The sequence below is a fragment of the Mucilaginibacter gotjawali genome, from assembly GCF_002355435.1.
Lineage (GTDB): Bacteria > Bacteroidota > Bacteroidia > Sphingobacteriales > Sphingobacteriaceae > Mucilaginibacter > Mucilaginibacter gotjawali.
This window is the reverse complement of sequence record NZ_AP017313.1, coordinates 4,764,099-4,780,586: the sequence shown is the minus strand read 5'-3', so window position 1 is coordinate 4,780,586 and position 16,488 is coordinate 4,764,099. Positions and strand designations below refer to the sequence as shown.

The 16,488-nt window shown below is 41.8% G+C and carries 14 protein-coding genes; 8 read left to right on the top strand and 6 right to left on the bottom strand.

Going from position 1 to position 16,488, the window contains the following annotated elements:
• Positions 1-22 precede the first annotated feature (22 nt).
• The 3 genes from MgSA37_RS21055 to MgSA37_RS21045 all read right to left on the bottom strand — a co-directional run bounded on the left by MgSA37_RS21055 (position 23) and on the right by MgSA37_RS21045 (position 4,511).
• Positions 23-730, bottom strand: coding sequence for a head GIN domain-containing protein (locus tag MgSA37_RS21055; protein ID WP_096354749.1), 708 nt, complete (start codon positions 728-730; stop codon positions 23-25).
• A gap of 98 nt (positions 731-828) precedes the next feature.
• Positions 829-2,646, bottom strand: a complete 1,818-nt coding sequence (locus MgSA37_RS21050; RefSeq protein WP_096354747.1) for a hypothetical protein — start codon at positions 2,644-2,646, stop codon at positions 829-831.
• Entirely contained in the window at positions 2,646-4,511 is a 1,866-nt protein-coding gene (locus MgSA37_RS21045) for a hypothetical protein (protein ID WP_096354746.1), read from the bottom strand. The genes MgSA37_RS21050 and MgSA37_RS21045 overlap by 1 nt, the downstream gene beginning before the upstream one ends.
• Positions 4,512-4,624: 113 nt before the next feature.
• On the opposite strand from MgSA37_RS21045, the gene miaB reads away from it, so the two are divergent.
• The 8 genes from miaB to MgSA37_RS21005 all read left to right on the top strand — a co-directional run bounded on the left by miaB (position 4,625) and on the right by MgSA37_RS21005 (position 13,788).
• Entirely contained in the window at positions 4,625-6,094 is a 1,470-nt protein-coding gene (gene miaB / locus MgSA37_RS21040; RefSeq protein WP_096354744.1) for a tRNA (N6-isopentenyl adenosine(37)-C2)-methylthiotransferase MiaB, read from the top strand.
• Between the two features lie 242 nt (positions 6,095-6,336).
• Complete coding sequence (locus MgSA37_RS21035) at positions 6,337-7,575, top strand: sigma-54 interaction domain-containing protein (protein WP_096354743.1); 1,239 nt, start codon at positions 6,337-6,339, stop codon at positions 7,573-7,575.
• A 5-nt stretch (positions 7,576-7,580) separates the two neighbouring features.
• Positions 7,581-8,114, top strand: a complete 534-nt coding sequence (locus tag MgSA37_RS21030) for an LptE family protein (RefSeq protein ID WP_096354741.1) — start codon at positions 7,581-7,583, stop codon at positions 8,112-8,114.
• 20 nt (positions 8,115-8,134) lie between these two features.
• Complete coding sequence (locus tag MgSA37_RS21025; protein ID WP_096354739.1) at positions 8,135-9,940, top strand: hypothetical protein; 1,806 nt, start codon at positions 8,135-8,137, stop codon at positions 9,938-9,940.
• A 9-nt stretch (positions 9,941-9,949) separates the two neighbouring features.
• Positions 9,950-10,312, top strand: coding sequence for a preprotein translocase subunit SecG (gene secG, locus MgSA37_RS21020; RefSeq protein ID WP_096354738.1), 363 nt, complete (start codon positions 9,950-9,952; stop codon positions 10,310-10,312).
• A gap of 284 nt (positions 10,313-10,596) precedes the next feature.
• Positions 10,597-10,872, top strand: a complete 276-nt coding sequence (gene groES / locus MgSA37_RS21015; RefSeq protein WP_096354737.1) for a co-chaperone GroES — start codon at positions 10,597-10,599, stop codon at positions 10,870-10,872.
• Positions 10,873-10,960: 88 nt separating this feature from the next.
• Positions 10,961-12,595 carry a chaperonin GroEL gene (groL, locus tag MgSA37_RS21010; RefSeq protein WP_096354736.1) on the top strand — a complete coding sequence of 545 codons (1,635 nt, stop codon included), beginning with the start codon at positions 10,961-10,963 and terminating at the stop codon, positions 12,593-12,595.
• A gap of 404 nt (positions 12,596-12,999) precedes the next feature.
• Entirely contained in the window at positions 13,000-13,788 is a 789-nt protein-coding gene (locus tag MgSA37_RS21005) for a mechanosensitive ion channel family protein (RefSeq protein ID WP_096354734.1), read from the top strand.
• Positions 13,789-13,793: 5 nt separating this feature from the next.
• Here the strand turns inward: MgSA37_RS21005 and MgSA37_RS21000 are convergent, their stop codons facing one another.
• The 3 genes from MgSA37_RS21000 to MgSA37_RS20990 all read right to left on the bottom strand — a co-directional run bounded on the left by MgSA37_RS21000 (position 13,794) and on the right by MgSA37_RS20990 (position 16,487).
• Entirely contained in the window at positions 13,794-14,015 is a 222-nt protein-coding gene (locus tag MgSA37_RS21000) for a hypothetical protein (RefSeq protein ID WP_096354733.1), read from the bottom strand.
• An 87-nt stretch (positions 14,016-14,102) separates the two neighbouring features.
• Entirely contained in the window at positions 14,103-15,449 is a 1,347-nt protein-coding gene (locus MgSA37_RS20995) for a DUF58 domain-containing protein (RefSeq protein ID WP_096354732.1), read from the bottom strand.
• 60 nt (positions 15,450-15,509) lie between these two features.
• Positions 15,510-16,487 carry an AAA family ATPase gene (locus MgSA37_RS20990; protein WP_096354731.1) on the bottom strand — a complete coding sequence of 326 codons (978 nt, stop codon included), beginning with the start codon at positions 16,485-16,487 and terminating at the stop codon, positions 15,510-15,512.
• Between the last annotated feature and the right edge of the window lies 1 nt (position 16,488).

Sequence of the window (16,488 nt, the reverse complement as noted above, 5' to 3'; positions counted from 1 at the left end):
TTACTGACTTTCGGACTTAACACTAATCCTCTTTACTAACACTGCCTGAGCCTACAGTTTTGCTATCGGTAATGGTAGCGTTTCCAGAATAGACAACGTTGCCTGAACCTGCAATATGGGCCGAAACTGTTTTATCAGCATTAAAATAGGCGTTTCCTGAACCGGAAATTACCACGGAAGCAGAATTGGTTTTTAATTCTTTTCCTTTCATTTCGCCTGATCCGCTGATCACTACTTTAGTTTCATCCGATGATCCACTTAATTTGATAGACCCTGAACCGCTGATCGTTGCATGCAGGCTGCCGGATTTTACTGAAGATTCAATATCGCCTGATCCGCTTAAAACTATATTTACATTCTCGCCGCTAACTGCCGCGCCCTCAACCCTGATGGAGCCTGAACCCGAATTAACCAACGCTGAAAGTGATTTAGCAGTTACATAAACGTCAATCTTGCCATAGTCGTCGTTATTCCATTCATGATGGTGTTTAAATTTTATTTTGAGCGTGCCGTCTTCAACTACGGTCTCAATCTCTTTGATCATATCAGAACCGGCTGATATTTTCAAACTTTCAGTTCCGTTAATGTTTACATGCACATCAAATGGCCCCGACGAAGCTATGCTGTGAAACCCCGAAACCTGCCTGCTTTCGCCAGGTTGTGCCGAGGCTTTAAAACTTACGGCAATTACCAGCATTGCCGCAAAAATTGTATAGGTTAATCTTTTCATAATTGTTTGTTTTAACGATAAGATGTAACCAAATACAAAAGTGTTGCACGGCGGGAGAAGATTTTAAATACGATACGGGAAGCTGTTAGCCAGGCGTATTAGTTTTTACTTTGTTGAACTGCTTTTGCTTCCCTTTTTTTGCGGCGTTCTTCCCTGCGCTGTATCCTCAACTGTTTTTTTACCAGGCGGTCCTGTTTGTTTATCGCCATCTGATTTACCTTGGCAATAATCTCCCCCTGCTTTTTTTGGTCGAGGCCGATGGCGGGTTTTATGCCGCTTAACAGGGTTTTCCACGCGAATTTAAAAAACGGGCTCTCCGGCGGACGGGTTTCGGTAACGAACACCGACCGGGGTCTACCGCCTGCCTTATCAGGATTATCATGTTTTAATATAAATACATTGGCGTATAACGATTCAATTGGCCGGGCCCGTAAATTATTCATTACGCTGTCTGGTTTCAATAAACTTACGGTAAGGTCGTTGTACAGCATCGTGATTTTCCCCCGGCTTTGTGTACTGTTGGCTTTAATATCAAAATCAAATTGTTTTAAAGTGCCTGAGTTTACCTTGATCATCGTTAGTGGCCGGGTAGCCGAATTGAGCACTTTCAGGTTCAACGCGCCCAGGTGACCTTTATAGGAAAACGAATGGTTGGGGTCGGTTAAATTAAATGCAAATTTGATATCAAGATTGCCCTGGTTCATAAACCAGGTGTTAAGGTCAATTGCGCAAATGTTGTTTTTTTGCAATGCTGTTGGCCGGGTAGTAATATTCAGAAAACGGCCATCTGTATTGTTAAAAGAGATGGTACCCGTTTTATTTGATTTTTGATTAAATTCACTGTAAAATACATCAATGTGCTGAAGTATGGCGGTATCTATCTCTATATCGGCATTTATTTTAAACAGCCCGACATTTGGGAAAGTGACCACCCTGTCTGAAGATGGTTTTTTATGATTTGGGTTACCAAAAACTTCAATACTTCCCTTTTTTAGCGATAATTTTGATGCCGTAACCAGCCTGTACTTATGATAATTTAAAAAATCAAACCGATCTAATTGCAACGAATCAAGCCGCATTGTGAACTTGTCCCTATCGCTCTTTGAAAAAAATGCATTGGTTTTTATCGGCGTAAGCGTTAACCCTTCAATATTTAACCTTGATTGCCGCGTGGATAATTTAACGTGATCAAACTTATAGGTGTACAACCCGTTTGGTGATTTAGCTGCATAGTTATTCAATTCTAAAATTATATCCCTGCAGTATAGCAACCGCGACTTGTCCGTTTGGGTAGCAGAATCAATGAGCAGGTCTTTTGCGCTCAAATTCATCTCTTTAAATTCAGTAGTAGCTAAATCAGCACCCGAATAATCTTCATATTTTAGTTTCACATCCCCTAAAAGAATACTGCCGATTTGGATAGAACGCAGGTTTTTTGATATTTTTTGCCAGGCGGTGCTGTTGTTTTTTAACACCGTGTCTTTTTTGTGATTCAAACGGTAACTTATTTCAACTACCGGCGATTCCATCAAAACCTCGCCAATTTGGAGTTTGTGCTGAAAATATAATTTAAAAGGATGTATATGATTTAACGTAAGGCGCTTTACATGAAGTTCAACCATATTGTTGGGCGCCAGGTTTTGTTTCTTCCTGAGGTTATAAACGGCAGTATCGGGTTTAAAGGTAATATTAAAAATATCTATCGATCCCCGGATTACGTGAAGTTCGGCAGAAGAGAAGTTTGCAGTGTACAACCCATCGCTGCTCTTCAACACTACTTCCTTCACTTTTGAAGATAATATGGGCGACCAGTAGCTATTGACGAATATGGAAAAAATTAAAACAAGGGAGATAAGGATTGCAACAATAACCGCTGTAGTTTTATGCCATTTACGCTTAAATAGGTTAAAAGCCATTAATTACCCTTGTTTTCTTTTATTTTATTTAATGAATCCCGTTTTGCCTGCCGCGCCATTTTTCGCGCTGCTCTCCGTTCTTTTCGTTTTTCCTTAAATTCCTTAATTGTGTTTACCAAATTACTAACTTTTACGATAGTAGTGTTAACCTGCGACTCTGTTTTTTTATCATAACCCACGCTCGGCTTTAAACCATCCAGCAGGGCCTTGTATAAAAAGCTGAAAAACGACACATCCGGCTCGCGCTTTAAATCAATGGGGCCGGGCCGTAATACACTGTCCTTGCCCGGGTTGTTTTGCTCCAGGATCAGGTTATTGGCCAGGGCCGAAAAAAATCCCAGTTTTTGCAGTTCGTTTTTTCCTTCTACTTTTTTTAGCAGCTGAATTTTTAAGTTCTTATAATAAAACTTAATGTCGCCTTTACCGGCATAGTTACTCGCATTAACATTAAAATCAAGTTTTTCAATATCGGCCGATTGGATATGTACCATGGCCAAAGGCTTTACCAGCTTATCAAGCACCTTTCCATCAAACTTACCCAATTCGCCCGAATAATTAAATGCGCCGTCCTTTGCCACCAGGTTAAATTTAAAATTTACGCTGAACGGAGCGGCGTCCATAAATCGTGTATCGATAAAGGCCCGCATATAGGGATTTCGCTTTTTTTGATCATCATCGTTGGTTACATTTAAAATATAGCCGTTGGTATGGGTAAAAAGAATTTCACCGGTGGCGTTGGTGATCTTATCCGTTTCCGAATAACTGATCCTTGCATTTTTAATGTTGATCCGTTTGATCCGCATATCCAGGGCTACCTTTTGGAGTGCCTGCTGGGGATCCATCCCAATTTTTGTCCCTTTTTTTCCTTTATAAGCATTATTTGTATAGATCTGCACATCTGGTTTGCTGATGTTCATTACGCCGGCATATAGCACCTGGGCACGTAAAAAATCCTGCAGGTCGATATCGTTTATATCTATTTTTTTAAATTTTAAGGTAAAAATATCGCCGGTTTTTCCTGTTTGTTTGTAAAAATCATCACGGTTGTATCTGGGCGAAAGGGAAAGGTTATCCAATACAATTTTTCTTTCGGAGGTCGAAAAATAGATTTTTTGCGCCCTGGCATCATATAAACCGTCGGGCGTAGCGATATGATAGTCATGAACCGTAACATTCACTCCTTTGGTGTAATAAAATCTCGATGAGTCCGACCCGGACAATGAATCAATAAAAACATCAGAAATATCAATATCAAGGTGTTTCAGTTCAGTCTGTTTGGTTACCGGTTTGTTTTTGTTGATGTAATTTAAACTGATATCTTTTAATGAGATCGAGTCGATACGCAATTGCTTAAATACTTTTTTCATTATTTGATAAGGCGTTTTTGGCTTTCCGACCTTTACAGTATCATTAAAGTGATACCGTTTATCAATGATGGTGAGGCTTGGGTTCTCGATGGTGATATTGTCTATATCCAGTATTTTATCGTAATATGCCTTACGGGCGCCAATATTTTTGATGGACAACTTTTTAACACTCAGTATAAAAAGGTTATCCGGAGCTTTTTTCAGCCTTACCAGCTTTTCATACACAGCTGTATCAGGAATGAGCCTGAAATCCGAAAGCGTTGCGTTACCGGATGTGATATTGAGGTCGAAATCTGAATATTCAATATGATACAAGCTGTCACTGGAACTGAGCACCAATTCTTTCAGCCGTTTTTGTAACACGGGCTTCCAGCGATTGCCTGCAACGTATTGATTATAAAAATAATAGCCCGCGCCGGCGATCAGGAGGATAATTCCCAAAAAAACAAAGGGCCATTTACGGATTTTTTTGATAGTTTTTGCTTCTATTGATTCCACGAGTATTTATTAAACAGTTTTTATAACAAGTATGTAAGGATTTTGTTATTACTGACAATATGTCATCTTGTATTTAAATTTTATGTATTTTTGCAAACCAATTTTTTATATAGATGATGGATCTGGCAATTGCAGATAAAGTGCACGACGAAAGCAGGCAGGGAGAAGCCCTGGTATTGGAAACAAAAAAGGCAAAAAATAATGGCCGGAAACTTTATATTGAAAGTTATGGCTGTGCCATGAATTTCTCTGACAGTGAGATAGTAGCTTCTATTTTGCTGGATCAGGGATATGAAACAACTTCGGATTTTAATGTTGCCGACGTGATATTTATCAATACCTGTTCTATCCGCGAAAACGCTGAACAGCGCGTTCGTCACCGCTTGCGCGAATTTACCATTGCCAAGGTGAAGAACCCCGGACTGGTAGTTGGTGTGCTTGGCTGCATGGCCGAACGCTTAAAATCAAAGTTTTTAGAAGAAGAAAAATTGGTGGATGTAGTGGTTGGCCCTGATGCTTACCGCGACCTGCCTAACCTGATAGACCAGGTGGATAGTGGACAGAAAGCAGTGAATGTGCTTTTATCACGGGAAGAAACCTATGCGGATATAAGCCCGGTACGCCTTAACAGCAATGGTATTAATGCCTTCGTATCAATTATGCGGGGTTGCGATAATATGTGTTCGTTTTGTGTAGTGCCTTTTACACGTGGCCGCGAGCGCAGCCGCGACCCGCAATCCATCGTTAAAGAATGTACTGATTTGTTTAACCAGGGATACCGCGAGGTTACCTTGCTGGGGCAAAATGTGGATTCGTATAAATGGGGAGGAAGTCCGAAAGTCGGGAAGTCCGAAAGTCCGGAAGAAGAAAAAGCAGAGGGTTTAGGTGATATACAGCAAGTCAACTTTGCCAACCTTTTAGAAATGGTTGCCTTGATCAATCCCGATCTGCGGGTGCGTTTTTCAACTTCCCACCCAAAGGATATTACCGACGAAGTGCTGTACACCATAAAAAAACACGATAATATTTGCAACTATATCCACCTGCCGGTACAATCGGGCAATAGCCGTGTGCTGGAAATGATGAACCGTACGTATGACCGCGACTGGTATATCAACAGGATCGACGCGATCAGGAGGATCATCCCCGAATGTGCCATTTCAACCGATGTGATCACCGGGTTTTGCAGCGAAACGGATGAAGAACACCAGGATACCTTAAGCATGATGGATTATGTGCAGTATGACTTTGCCTATATGTTTATGTATTCCGAACGCCCGGGTACTTTAGCAGCCAAACGTTATGCTGACGATATCCCTGACGCGGTAAAACGCCAGCGCCTGAAAGATGTAGTTGCCAAACAACAGCAATACTCATTCTCTCGGCTACAGGCGCAGGTTGGTTCCGTACAAAAGGTTTTGATCGAAGGCTTTTCAAAAAAATCAGACAATGATTATTGCGGCAGAAGTGATAATAACGCGATGGTGGTTTTCCCGGTAGGTGAAAATTATAAACCGGGGCAGTATGTAAACGTTTTAATCGACAGGAGTACAACAGCTACCCTGATCGGGAAAGTTGTTTAGAGCCAGGAGTCAAAGAAACCCAATTGCTGATTTGTGAACGCCGAAAATATGGAGATGCTGAAAAACTGAAGAGTTGTTTGGCGTTAACATCTGAAATACAAAAAATGATTTTTGTATTCAGGGATAATTTAAAATAAAATTGAGACTGAATAGTCTTAGCTAATTAGGGGGATTTCTTAATTAAATCCTCAAACTTAAATTTTTGTCTTGAATCTTGATTCTTGACTCTTGATTCTAACCGCATGGAGATACAGGAAATAAAACAACGCTTCGGGATCATTGGCAGTTCGCCATTGCTTAACCGGGCAATAAATATAGCCATACAGGTGGCACCGACGGATATTTCTGTATTGATTACCGGCGAAAGCGGTAGCGGTAAGGAGGTGTTTTCACATATTATTCACCAGATCAGCCCGCGTAAACATGGGCCCTTTATTGCAGTAAACTGTGGGGCTATCCCCGAAGGGACGATAGATTCAGAATTATTCGGCCACGAAAAAGGCGCCTATACCGGCGCCGTTGGCGAACGTAAAGGGTATTTTGAAACCGTGAATGGCGGCACCATATTTTTGGATGAAATTGCCGAGATGCCCCTGGGTACACAGGCCCGCTTACTGAGGGTGCTTGAATCAGGCCAGTATATTAAAGTAGGTTCATCAAAGGTTGAAAAAACCAATGTTCGTGTTATTGCGGCTACCAACGTTGATGTTTACGAGGCTGTAAAAAACGGTAAATTCAGGGAGGATTTGTATTACCGGTTAAATACTGTGCCTTTACGTATCCCGCCGTTGCGCGACAGAAAAGAAGATGTTTACCTGCTTTTCAGAAAATTCACTTCGGATTTTACCGATAAATACCGCACACCGCCTATACAGCTGGATGAGGAAGCACAACAGGTGCTTATCAATTATTCGTGGCCGGGCAACATCAGGCAGCTAAAAAACATGGCCGAGCAGCTTGCCGTGCTCGAGCGTGACCGCGTTATCACTGCTCAAACCCTGTTATCCTATATCCCGGCCGAACAAACCGGCAAAAATTTGCCTATGCGCCTGGATAACCAGCAAAAGGAAGATTTTTCAGAAAGGGATATCTTATACAAAGTGTTATTTGATATGAAACGGGATATGGTGGAGTTGAAAAAATTGGTGGCCGATATTATCGAAAACGGGGGTGTTTCTATCAATCATTCAGGTAATGCGCAATCAATAAACCAATTATACAGGGATATTGAAATGCCTGGCAATCACGAACCGCAATTTACTTTACAAAAACCCGTTACCAATAATAATATCAATACCAATCCGTACAATATTACGCATGACGCAGAAGAGGTTGAAGAATCACTTTCGCTGGTTGATAAGGAGTCGGACCTGATCCGCAAGGCATTGAAAAAGCATAAGGGGAAACGTAAACTTGCCGCGAGCGAACTGGGAATATCTGAAAGGACTTTGTACCGTAAAATAAAAGAGTTAAATTTATAATTGAGATGAAAAGGATCCCCGGATTATTGTTGGTTGTTATCGGTTTGTTTTTACTTGGCTCATCGTGCAGTTATTCGTTAAAATTAAGCGGCGCGTCGATCCCGGTCAATATGAAAACCATCAGGGTTGAATTTTTTGAGAACAATGCCCAACTGGTGGTGAATAATCTGAGTACGAATTTTACCGAAGCATTGAAAACCCGGATCCGTAATACAACCAAGCTAGCTGTGGTACAAGGTGAGGCCGATGCTATTATGTCTGGCGCTATTACTGATTATAGCATCGCTCCGGTATCTATCAATGCCACGGCAAACAATGTGGCGCCCATAGCCGGGGCCAGCCGTTTAACTATTACGGTAAAGGTAAAATATGAGAACTTATTGGAAAAAGGGAAAAAAGACAATGATAGTTTTGAAGAGTCTTTCACCAAATACCAGGACTTCAGCGGCGACATAAATACACAGGAACAAACCCTGATAGCAGCTATTAATAAACAGTTAACAGAAGATATTTTTAATAAGGCCTTTGCAAATTGGTAAGCAATTCGTAGTTTCAGCACGTGGAGCAATATTCAAACAATAGTCAGAATGAGTTTTTATGGACATTATTAGCCAATCCGGCAAATGATGCCCATTTATATGCCTATAATTTACAAAGGCTGGTGAATGATTTTCCACAGAGCGGAATTTTACAGGCATTGCTGGCACATGCCAGCGAAGAGAAAAATTTAAAACGGGCTTCCACCTATTTTAACCCGAAGTCGTTATTTAAACTCATCAATGCGCCTTCCAGCTTTACGGGCGTACCGGAGGAGCGGATATTTATACAAAGCGGTATTTCTATAAATGGCGGCTTTCAGCAAAGCGAACCCCATTTTAGCGATAAAAATGTTGGATTGCCGGTGTATAATGGAATGGAAAGCGAAATCCATGCAGAATCAGGCGATCATGCCGCTGAGTTGGTTGATATAGAATCGCCGCCATTGGGGCATTTTTCGGAACCTGAATATGCTGCTGGGCATGAAGAAGTTACGTACCCCGATGAACCAACGGCCGAAAATCATGATATTGCAGAACCCGGAATAGAACCAGTTGAGCATGTTGCTGCTGAAGAACGGGAGCCGCAACTCATTCCTGAAGCTGTTGCAAATGTAACGGAGGCGCCGCCGCTAACGCAGCATATAGAAGATTCGTTTGCTGAAAATAAGGATGAGTTGATTGAATCAGTCATCCCTGAAAGCGAAATACCACATTTGAAGCCGCACTTTGGTGATGAAAATCATGAAGAGGCTATTCGCCCGGAAATAGCAGAAAATGAGGCGGAATCAGCACCCCAAATTTTTGAAGATATTCATTTGGCACAGGAAGAGCCTGTAACCATTATTGCTCCTGAATCATCTGCTCCGGAACCCGCTGCTGAAATAAATGAAGAATTAGCAACTGAAAATATTGAACCAATTGCGATAATTGAAGAAGAAGCGTCCATCGAAAATGGTGAGCCGGTTGCTGAAATAGAAACGGCTGAAAATATTGAACCCATTGCCATTATTGACGAAACGGAACGGTTTGAACCCGAAGCCTTCCCTGCTGAAGAGCATCATAAAGAACAGGCAACGAAGGAAACGGAGAAACCTGTAAACGAAGATATTGATGAAACTTACGACGAGATTGTTGGGATAGAAAATATTCATTTTAGCGATCAGTCCACTTATAAACCCGCCACGGGGGATAGTTTTTTCTCATTTGACAGGGAATTTGGTGCGCATGCCGACCCTGAAGAGGAGGAAGCGGAACAAGCTGCGCCGACGGCCGCTGCTAACGGGCAAGCCGACGCCGAACAAATAGACGTATCAAAATACAACGACGAAAAACTACCTTATTCTTTTTTGTGGTGGCTGGATAAAACGCGTAAAGAGCATTCGGCAGTTTACCAGCCGTATGTAAAGCCACCGGCCGCCAATACCCAGCCAGGCAAAAGGCCTAAAAAACTTACAGACGAACTGCAGCAGCAGTATTTTGAGAATATTTTTCATATTACTACTGTTGACGACCTGGACAAAAGTGCGGCGCCGCCAAAGGCCCCCTATGACATTAAACGTAAGGAACATGTGATCATTGAGCGCTTTATAAAAGAAGAGCCCCAGATCAGGCCCCAAAGCAGTGATAAGCTGGATAATGAGAACAAGGCGAAAAAAAGCTCGGAAGACAGGGACGAGCTGGTAACCGAAACACTGGCGGCCATTTATACCGACCAGATGCTTTATCATAAAGCTATCGCATCGTATAAAAAATTGATGTTGAGATTTCCGGAAAAAAGCCGTTACTTTGCAGACAAAATAGAACAGTTAGAAAAGAAAACCAATTAATATAATATAATGTACCAGTTATTACTGATCATCGCGATCATCGTTTGTGTGTTATTAGTACTGATCGTATTGATACAAAACCCTAAAGGCGGCGGTTTATCGTCAAATTTTTCAAGTTCATCGCAACTGATGGGCGTTCAAAAAACCGGTGATTTCCTTGAAAAAGGAACCTGGGGACTTGCTATCATTCTTATCGTATTATCGATGGCCATTAATGTGGCCGTTAAGGGCGGTACGCAAACAACCGTAAACAAATTTAAAGAGCAAACAGAAGGCGCTTCAAAACCGGTTACTCCTGCTGCAGCCCCTGTAAGTTTTCCTGCACAAACTCCTGCAAACAATCAGCCTGCTCCCGCTCAAAAGGGAAAGTAAGGTTTTATAAAAATATATTAAATGGCCCCGTCCCAATTTCTGTTGAGATGGGGCTATTTTTTTGCCCCTGCTTTAAAAAAATCTTACTGACACGATGGCATTTCAGTTTTAAGGTAATATTAAGTTAAAACTGAAAAACTGAAAAATCTGACAATAAAACAGCATTTATATGTCAATTAGGGCGGATATTTTTGCTTGGCATAATTGATGAGGAATGGGAGGCAGACCAGCCCGGCGAAGTCGGGACTTAAATTTATTTCTAAAAATTAAATAATTGTATAACTATGTCATTAAACATTAAACCTATCGGAGACAGGGTAGTAGTGGAAGCTGCTCCGGCCGAAGAGAAAACTGCTTCCGGGATCATTATTCCGGATACTGCTAAAGAAAAACCTCAGCGCGGAACTATTGTTGCTGTAGGCGACGGAAAAGTAGATGAGCCTTTGACCGTTAAAGTTGGTGACCATGTTTTATATGGTAAGTATGCAGGTACCGAGATCACCTACGAAGGCAAGGAGTATTTAATTATGCGTGAATCTGATATTTACGCCGTTCTTTAATCAATTATTGAATTATTGAAGGATTGAATTATCGAATCAGGCCTTCAATCACTAATTCACTAAATCACTAATTCAAAAATTAAAAATCATGGCAAAACAAGTTAAATACAATGTTGAAGCACGCGATGCCCTTAAACGCGGCGTGGATATTTTAGCCAATGCGGTTAAAGTAACATTAGGCCCTAAAGGTCGTAACGTAATTATTGATAAAAAATTCGGTTCACCTATCATTACAAAAGACGGTGTAACTGTTGCTAAAGAGATCGAATTAAAAGATGCTTTAGAAAATATGGGGGCCCAAATGGTTAAAGAAGTAGCCTCAAAAACTGCTGACCAGGCAGGTGACGGTACTACCACTGCTACCGTATTAGCTCAGGCAATTGTAACCGCAGGTATTAAAAACGTAGCTGCCGGTGCAAATCCTATGGATTTAAAACGCGGTATCGACAAAGCTGTTGCAGCCGTTGTTGAAGATCTGAAAAAACAATCACAAACAGTTGGCGAAGACAATAACAAGATCAAACAAGTTGCAGCTATTTCGGCTAATAACGATGAGATCATTGGTTCATTGATCGCTGAAGCGATGGCTAAAGTTGGTAAAGATGGTGTGATCACTGTTGAAGAAGCAAAAGGAACTGAAACAGAAGTTAAAACTGTTGAAGGTATGCAATTTGACCGTGGTTACCTTTCTCCATACTTTGTGACCAATGCTGATAAAATGGAAGTTGAACTGGATAATCCATATATCCTGATCTATGATAAAAAAATCTCTTCCATGAAGGAATTACTTCCTATCCTTGAAAAACAGGTTCAAACAGGCAAACCACTTTTAATTATTGCTGAAGACCTTGACGGCGAAGCTTTAGCTACTTTGGTAGTTAACAAGATCCGCGGCTCGCTGAAGGTTGCTGCTGTTAAAGCACCAGGCTTTGGTGATCGCAGGAAAGCAATGCTGGAAGATCTGGCTATCTTAACCGGTGGTACTGTAATTTCAGAAGAAAGAGGTTATAAATTAGAAAACGCCGATCTTACTTACTTAGGTACTGCTGAGAAAATCGTTATCGACAAAGATAATACAACAGTTATCAACGGTGCTGGTAAATCAGAAGAGATCAAATCACGCGTAAGCCAGATCAAATCTCAGATCGAATCAACTACATCTGATTATGACCGCGAAAAATTACAGGAACGTTTGGCCAAATTATCAGGCGGTGTTGCTGTACTTTACGTAGGTGCTGCTACCGAAGTTGAAATGAAAGAAAAGAAAGACCGTGTTGATGATGCTTTACATGCAACCCGTGCGGCTGTTGAAGAAGGTATTGTTGCAGGTGGTGGTGTTGCTTTCATTCGCGCGGTTGCTGCCCTTACCGGCCTAAAAGGTGTTAACGAAGACGAAAATACTGGTATCCAGATCATCCGTCGCGCTATCGAAGAGCCTTTACGCCAGATTTGCGAAAACGCAGGTATCGAAGGTTCTATCGTAGTTCAAAAAGTTAAAGAAGGAACAGGTGACTTTGGTTACAATGCACGCACCGATAAGTACGAAAACTTAATTGGTGCAGGTGTTATTGACCCAACTAAAGTAGGCCGTATAGCTTTGGAAAACGCAGCGTCAATTGCAGCAATGTTGTTAACAACAGAATGCGTGTTGGCTGATGATCCTGAAGACGAAAAAGCCGGCGGTCCTCCAATGGGCGGCGGTGGCATGGGCGGCATGATGTAATCATGAAGTCCTGAGTCTGGAGTCGAAAGTCTTAAGTCAAAAGTGGTATTTACTTTTGACTTAAGACTCAGGACTCAAGACTTTTCTTAAAACCCTGTCTGGTAAAACAGACAGGGTTTTGTTTTTATACACTTTTGCATTGTCATGATGGGGTAAATGGAGGGTCATTTGTTAATCAAATGATTGATTTTGTATTTTTTGAGTTACAATACGGGGTAAATTTGTTTAAGATTCAATATATGGTAATTCAGGCACAGCATTTGAATCAGCATCCGTGCTATGAAACATCTGACCGGAAAAACGAAATTTTTACAAAGCCAAATAGTTGATTGGTTGTTCATTAAGGGCCCCGAACTGTTTATTACTATTTACGGTAAATAATAAATCCCTAACTTTGCAGCTTTATGAAGCTTCAAAAATATTACGACCTGGTTTACGACTGGTTATTAATCAACGGCGCCCGTTTCCTGGTCGCAGTCATCATATTACTTATCGGGTTAAAACTGATCAGGTTCCTCAGATCGAAGCTTAGCAACCGTTTGGCCAGAAGGCATGTACACTCGTCTTTACAGCCGTTCTTTTTAAGCTTAACCATCACTGCCTTTTATATTTTGCTGATCATCGTAGTGATGAAGATACTTGGCTGGCCCTTAACGGAGTTTACCACTATTATAGGGGCATTTAGCGTGGCGGCAGGTTTGGCGCTATCGGGCACCTTCCAAAATTTTGCCGGCGGAGTGCTCATTCTTTTACTAAAACCATTTGAGCTTGACGACAGTATTGTAGCCCAGGGACAGGAGGGTAAAGTAACATCGATACAGATTTTTTATACGGTGTTATTAACGGTTGATAATAAAACTATCATCATCCCCAATGGCAAGCTGTTTAACGAAGTAATTGTAAATGTTAGCCGTGAGAACCGCAGGCGACTGGACTTTGAATTTAAAATGGGCTATGCGGCTGATATTGATAAAGCCAAAGCAATTGTACTTGACATTATAAAGGCTGAGAAAAGTATTTTAGTGGATTTCCCGGTTAGGGTAGGAGTTATTGCCATGGATGTGGACAGTATCCGTTTTACCGTAAACGTTTGGGTTTTGCCGGATGATTTTTTGTCGGTTAAAATTTCATTAATGGAGAATATCCTGAAGAAAATGGCCGCTGCCGGCATTGCTTTCCCAAAACCGGGTTAGGCTTTTCACCCCCAGGCTTTTTTACGCAATTCTTCAAGCGTAACCGGCTTATCCTTCCATATGCCAGATAAAGCATTGGCATCCGGTTTTTGAGCAAACCTTACTGGCAAATCTAATCGTGGTTTTTTGCCTTCAGGCTGTTCAATTACTAAATCAAAGGTTTTTGCTAATTCCTGCAGAGCTTTCAAAGCTTTTATGTTTTTATATTTAATAATTACTTCGGGCATACACAAATACAATAAAATTCAAAAAGTGTCGCCACTTAAGTTAGATCAAAATCAAAAAACGGCAAATGTCACGTTGAATCAGGCTGATCAAATCCTTTGTTTAGCTTTTATTTCCAGGTAGCGGTTAATGGTATTTACGGTCAGGTTTTGCGGGGTGCTTAAAATAGATTGGATGTTGTTTTTTGCCAGTTCCTTAACGATCAGTTTTTTGTCATAAGCAAACTTTTCGGCGATGGTTTTTATATAGATGCCTTCCACATCGGCTGCCGGTTTTTCGCTCAGTTTTTTCAATTCGGTATTCTCAAAAAATACCACCAGCAACAAATGGAATTTAGCGATCCTTTTTAGGTAAGGGAGCTGCCTTTGCAGGGACGAGATGCTTTCGTAATTGGTGAAAAATACCACCAGGCTGCGCTGTTTAATCACATTACGGACAGTGCTATACAGCAGCTCCATATTTGTTTCCAGGTAGCGGGTCTTCTCCTTGTATAAAATCTCCAGTATTTTGTTGGTCTGTGTAGGCTTCCTGTCGGCAGGTACTACTGCGCCAATTTTTTCGGCTACGGTGATCAGGCCTGCTTTGTCTTCTTTTAGCAAAGCGATGTTGGAGAGTACCAGGCTGGCATTGATGGCATAGTCAAGCAGGCTCAAACCTTCAAAAGGCATTTTCATGGCCCTTGATTTGTCTATGACACAGTATACATGCTGAGATTTTTCGTCAGTGTAAGAGTTAACCATCAGGCTTCCGCGCCTTGCAGTGGCTTTCCAGTTGATGGTGCGGAAATCGTCTCCCTGTACATAGTTTTTTACTTGTTCAAACTCCAGGCTATGGCCCAGCCTTCGCATTTTTTTGATGCCCAGCTCCGATAGGTGATCAGATATGGCCATTAGCTCATATTTCCGCATCTGCAGGAACGAAGGGTAAACTGGTAAGGTTTCGCCCTTACCGAAGTTGTAACGCCTGCTGATGAGCTTTAAAGGCGATTTTACGAATACCCTTACCAACCCGAACTCATACTCGCCGCGTTTGGTTGGCCGCAGGATATAGTTGATTAGTTTGCGTTGCTGAGGCTTCAGTTCTGTATCGAACCAAAGGTCTCGTTTTTGAAACTGGATGGGTATTTCATCAATAATACCAGCAGTAATATTAAAAGGGTACCAGTTTTCAATATAGATCCCCAGTTCGTTATCATCATTATTGCTGAGGCGTTCGGGGGCATGCCGTTTGGCGAAAATGCCTTTTTTTACGCGGTAAAGCATAAAAAGATCCATCATCATCAGCACAACCAGGCAATAGAAGGCGAGTTCGGGTATGATACCCAACCATGGAAAAAAGAAAGCCAGCAGAAACAACACTACACAGCCTCCCAGCGCGGTAAATAACCGGTTAGTTAAAAACAGATTTTTATAAAACAGACCTGAACCTTTCTTCACTATTTTTTATAGTTGGATGCTGACATGTAAATTACCTTTCACTACTCACTACTCACCAATTCACCTCGGTACCTCAATTTTCCCGATCATTTGCGCAATGATATCATCAGGGGATGCGCCTTCCATTTCCTTATCGGGCGTAAGCATTATCCTGTGCCTTAAAACCGGCGCGGCTACGTAAATAATATCGTCGGGTGTTACAAAGTCGCGGCCCCTGATGGCAGCTATGGCTTTTGCAGCATTTACGATGGCGAGCGAAGCACGTGGTGAGCCCCCCAGATATAATGACTTGTTATTGCGGCTTTCGTGGATCAGTTTCGCAACATATACCAGGAGCTTTTCCTCTACATGCAGGCCTAAAACCTGGTTCCTGATAGCAACAATATCGTCACCTGATAACACAGGCTGTATATCGAGCAGCTGTTCAGCTGTTTTATGCTGGTGTTGCTGTGTCAGGATCGCAATCTCTTCGTCAAGTGATGGATATTTAACTTCTATCTTAAAGATAAACCTGTCCAGTTGTGCTTCCGGAAGGCGGTAGGTGCCTTCGTGTTCAACAGGGTTCTGGGTCGCCAATACAGTAAACGGTTCCTGCATTTTATAGGTCTGGCCGTCAATGGTTACCTGGCGCTCCTCCATCACCTCAAACAAAGCCGACTGTGTTTTGGCGGGTGCGCGGTTAATTTCATCTATCAGGATGATATTGCCAAAAACCGGCCCGTGCTTAAACTCAAACTCTGTTGTTTTTGGGTTAAAAACTGATGTGCCCAAAATATCCGAAGGCATCAGGTCGGGCGTAAACTGGATGCGCGAGTACTGTGCTTTTATCGACCTGGCAATTAACTTCGCTGTCAATGTTTTTGCCACACCCGGAACACCTTCTATCAAAATATGTCCATCGGCCAGGATCCCGGCGATCAACAGGTCGATACTCTCCTGCTGGCCCACAATGATTTTCGCAAGCGTGGTTTTTATTTGTTCGACAGCATGGCTCAACTTGCTGAGATCGGTTCTCTGTTCAAATAGTTCATCTTCCATA

Excerpts from the sequence above, each read along its gene's own strand:
- MgSA37_RS21050 (WP_096354747.1), bottom strand. The coding sequence starts at position 2,646 with ATGGCTTTTAACCTATTTAAGCGTAAATGGCATAAAACTACAGCGGTT.
- MgSA37_RS21005 (WP_096354734.1), top strand. The coding sequence starts at position 13,000 with ATGAAGCTTCAAAAATATTACGACCTGGTTTACGACTGGTTATTAATC.
- miaB (WP_096354744.1), top strand. The coding sequence starts at position 4,625 with ATGATGGATCTGGCAATTGCAGATAAAGTGCACGACGAAAGCAGGCAG.
- secG (WP_096354738.1), top strand. The coding sequence starts at position 9,950 with ATGTACCAGTTATTACTGATCATCGCGATCATCGTTTGTGTGTTATTA.
- MgSA37_RS21030 (WP_096354741.1), top strand. The coding sequence starts at position 7,581 with ATGAAAAGGATCCCCGGATTATTGTTGGTTGTTATCGGTTTGTTTTTA.
- groL (WP_096354736.1), top strand. The coding sequence starts at position 10,961 with ATGGCAAAACAAGTTAAATACAATGTTGAAGCACGCGATGCCCTTAAA.
- MgSA37_RS20990 (WP_096354731.1), bottom strand. The coding sequence starts at position 16,487 with ATGGAAGATGAACTATTTGAACAGAGAACCGATCTCAGCAAGTTGAGC.
- MgSA37_RS21000 (WP_096354733.1), bottom strand. The coding sequence starts at position 14,015 with ATGCCCGAAGTAATTATTAAATATAAAAACATAAAAGCTTTGAAAGCT.
- MgSA37_RS21035 (WP_096354743.1), top strand. The coding sequence starts at position 6,337 with ATGGAGATACAGGAAATAAAACAACGCTTCGGGATCATTGGCAGTTCG.
- MgSA37_RS21055 (WP_096354749.1), bottom strand. The coding sequence starts at position 730 with ATGAAAAGATTAACCTATACAATTTTTGCGGCAATGCTGGTAATTGCC.
- groES (WP_096354737.1), top strand. The coding sequence starts at position 10,597 with ATGTCATTAAACATTAAACCTATCGGAGACAGGGTAGTAGTGGAAGCT.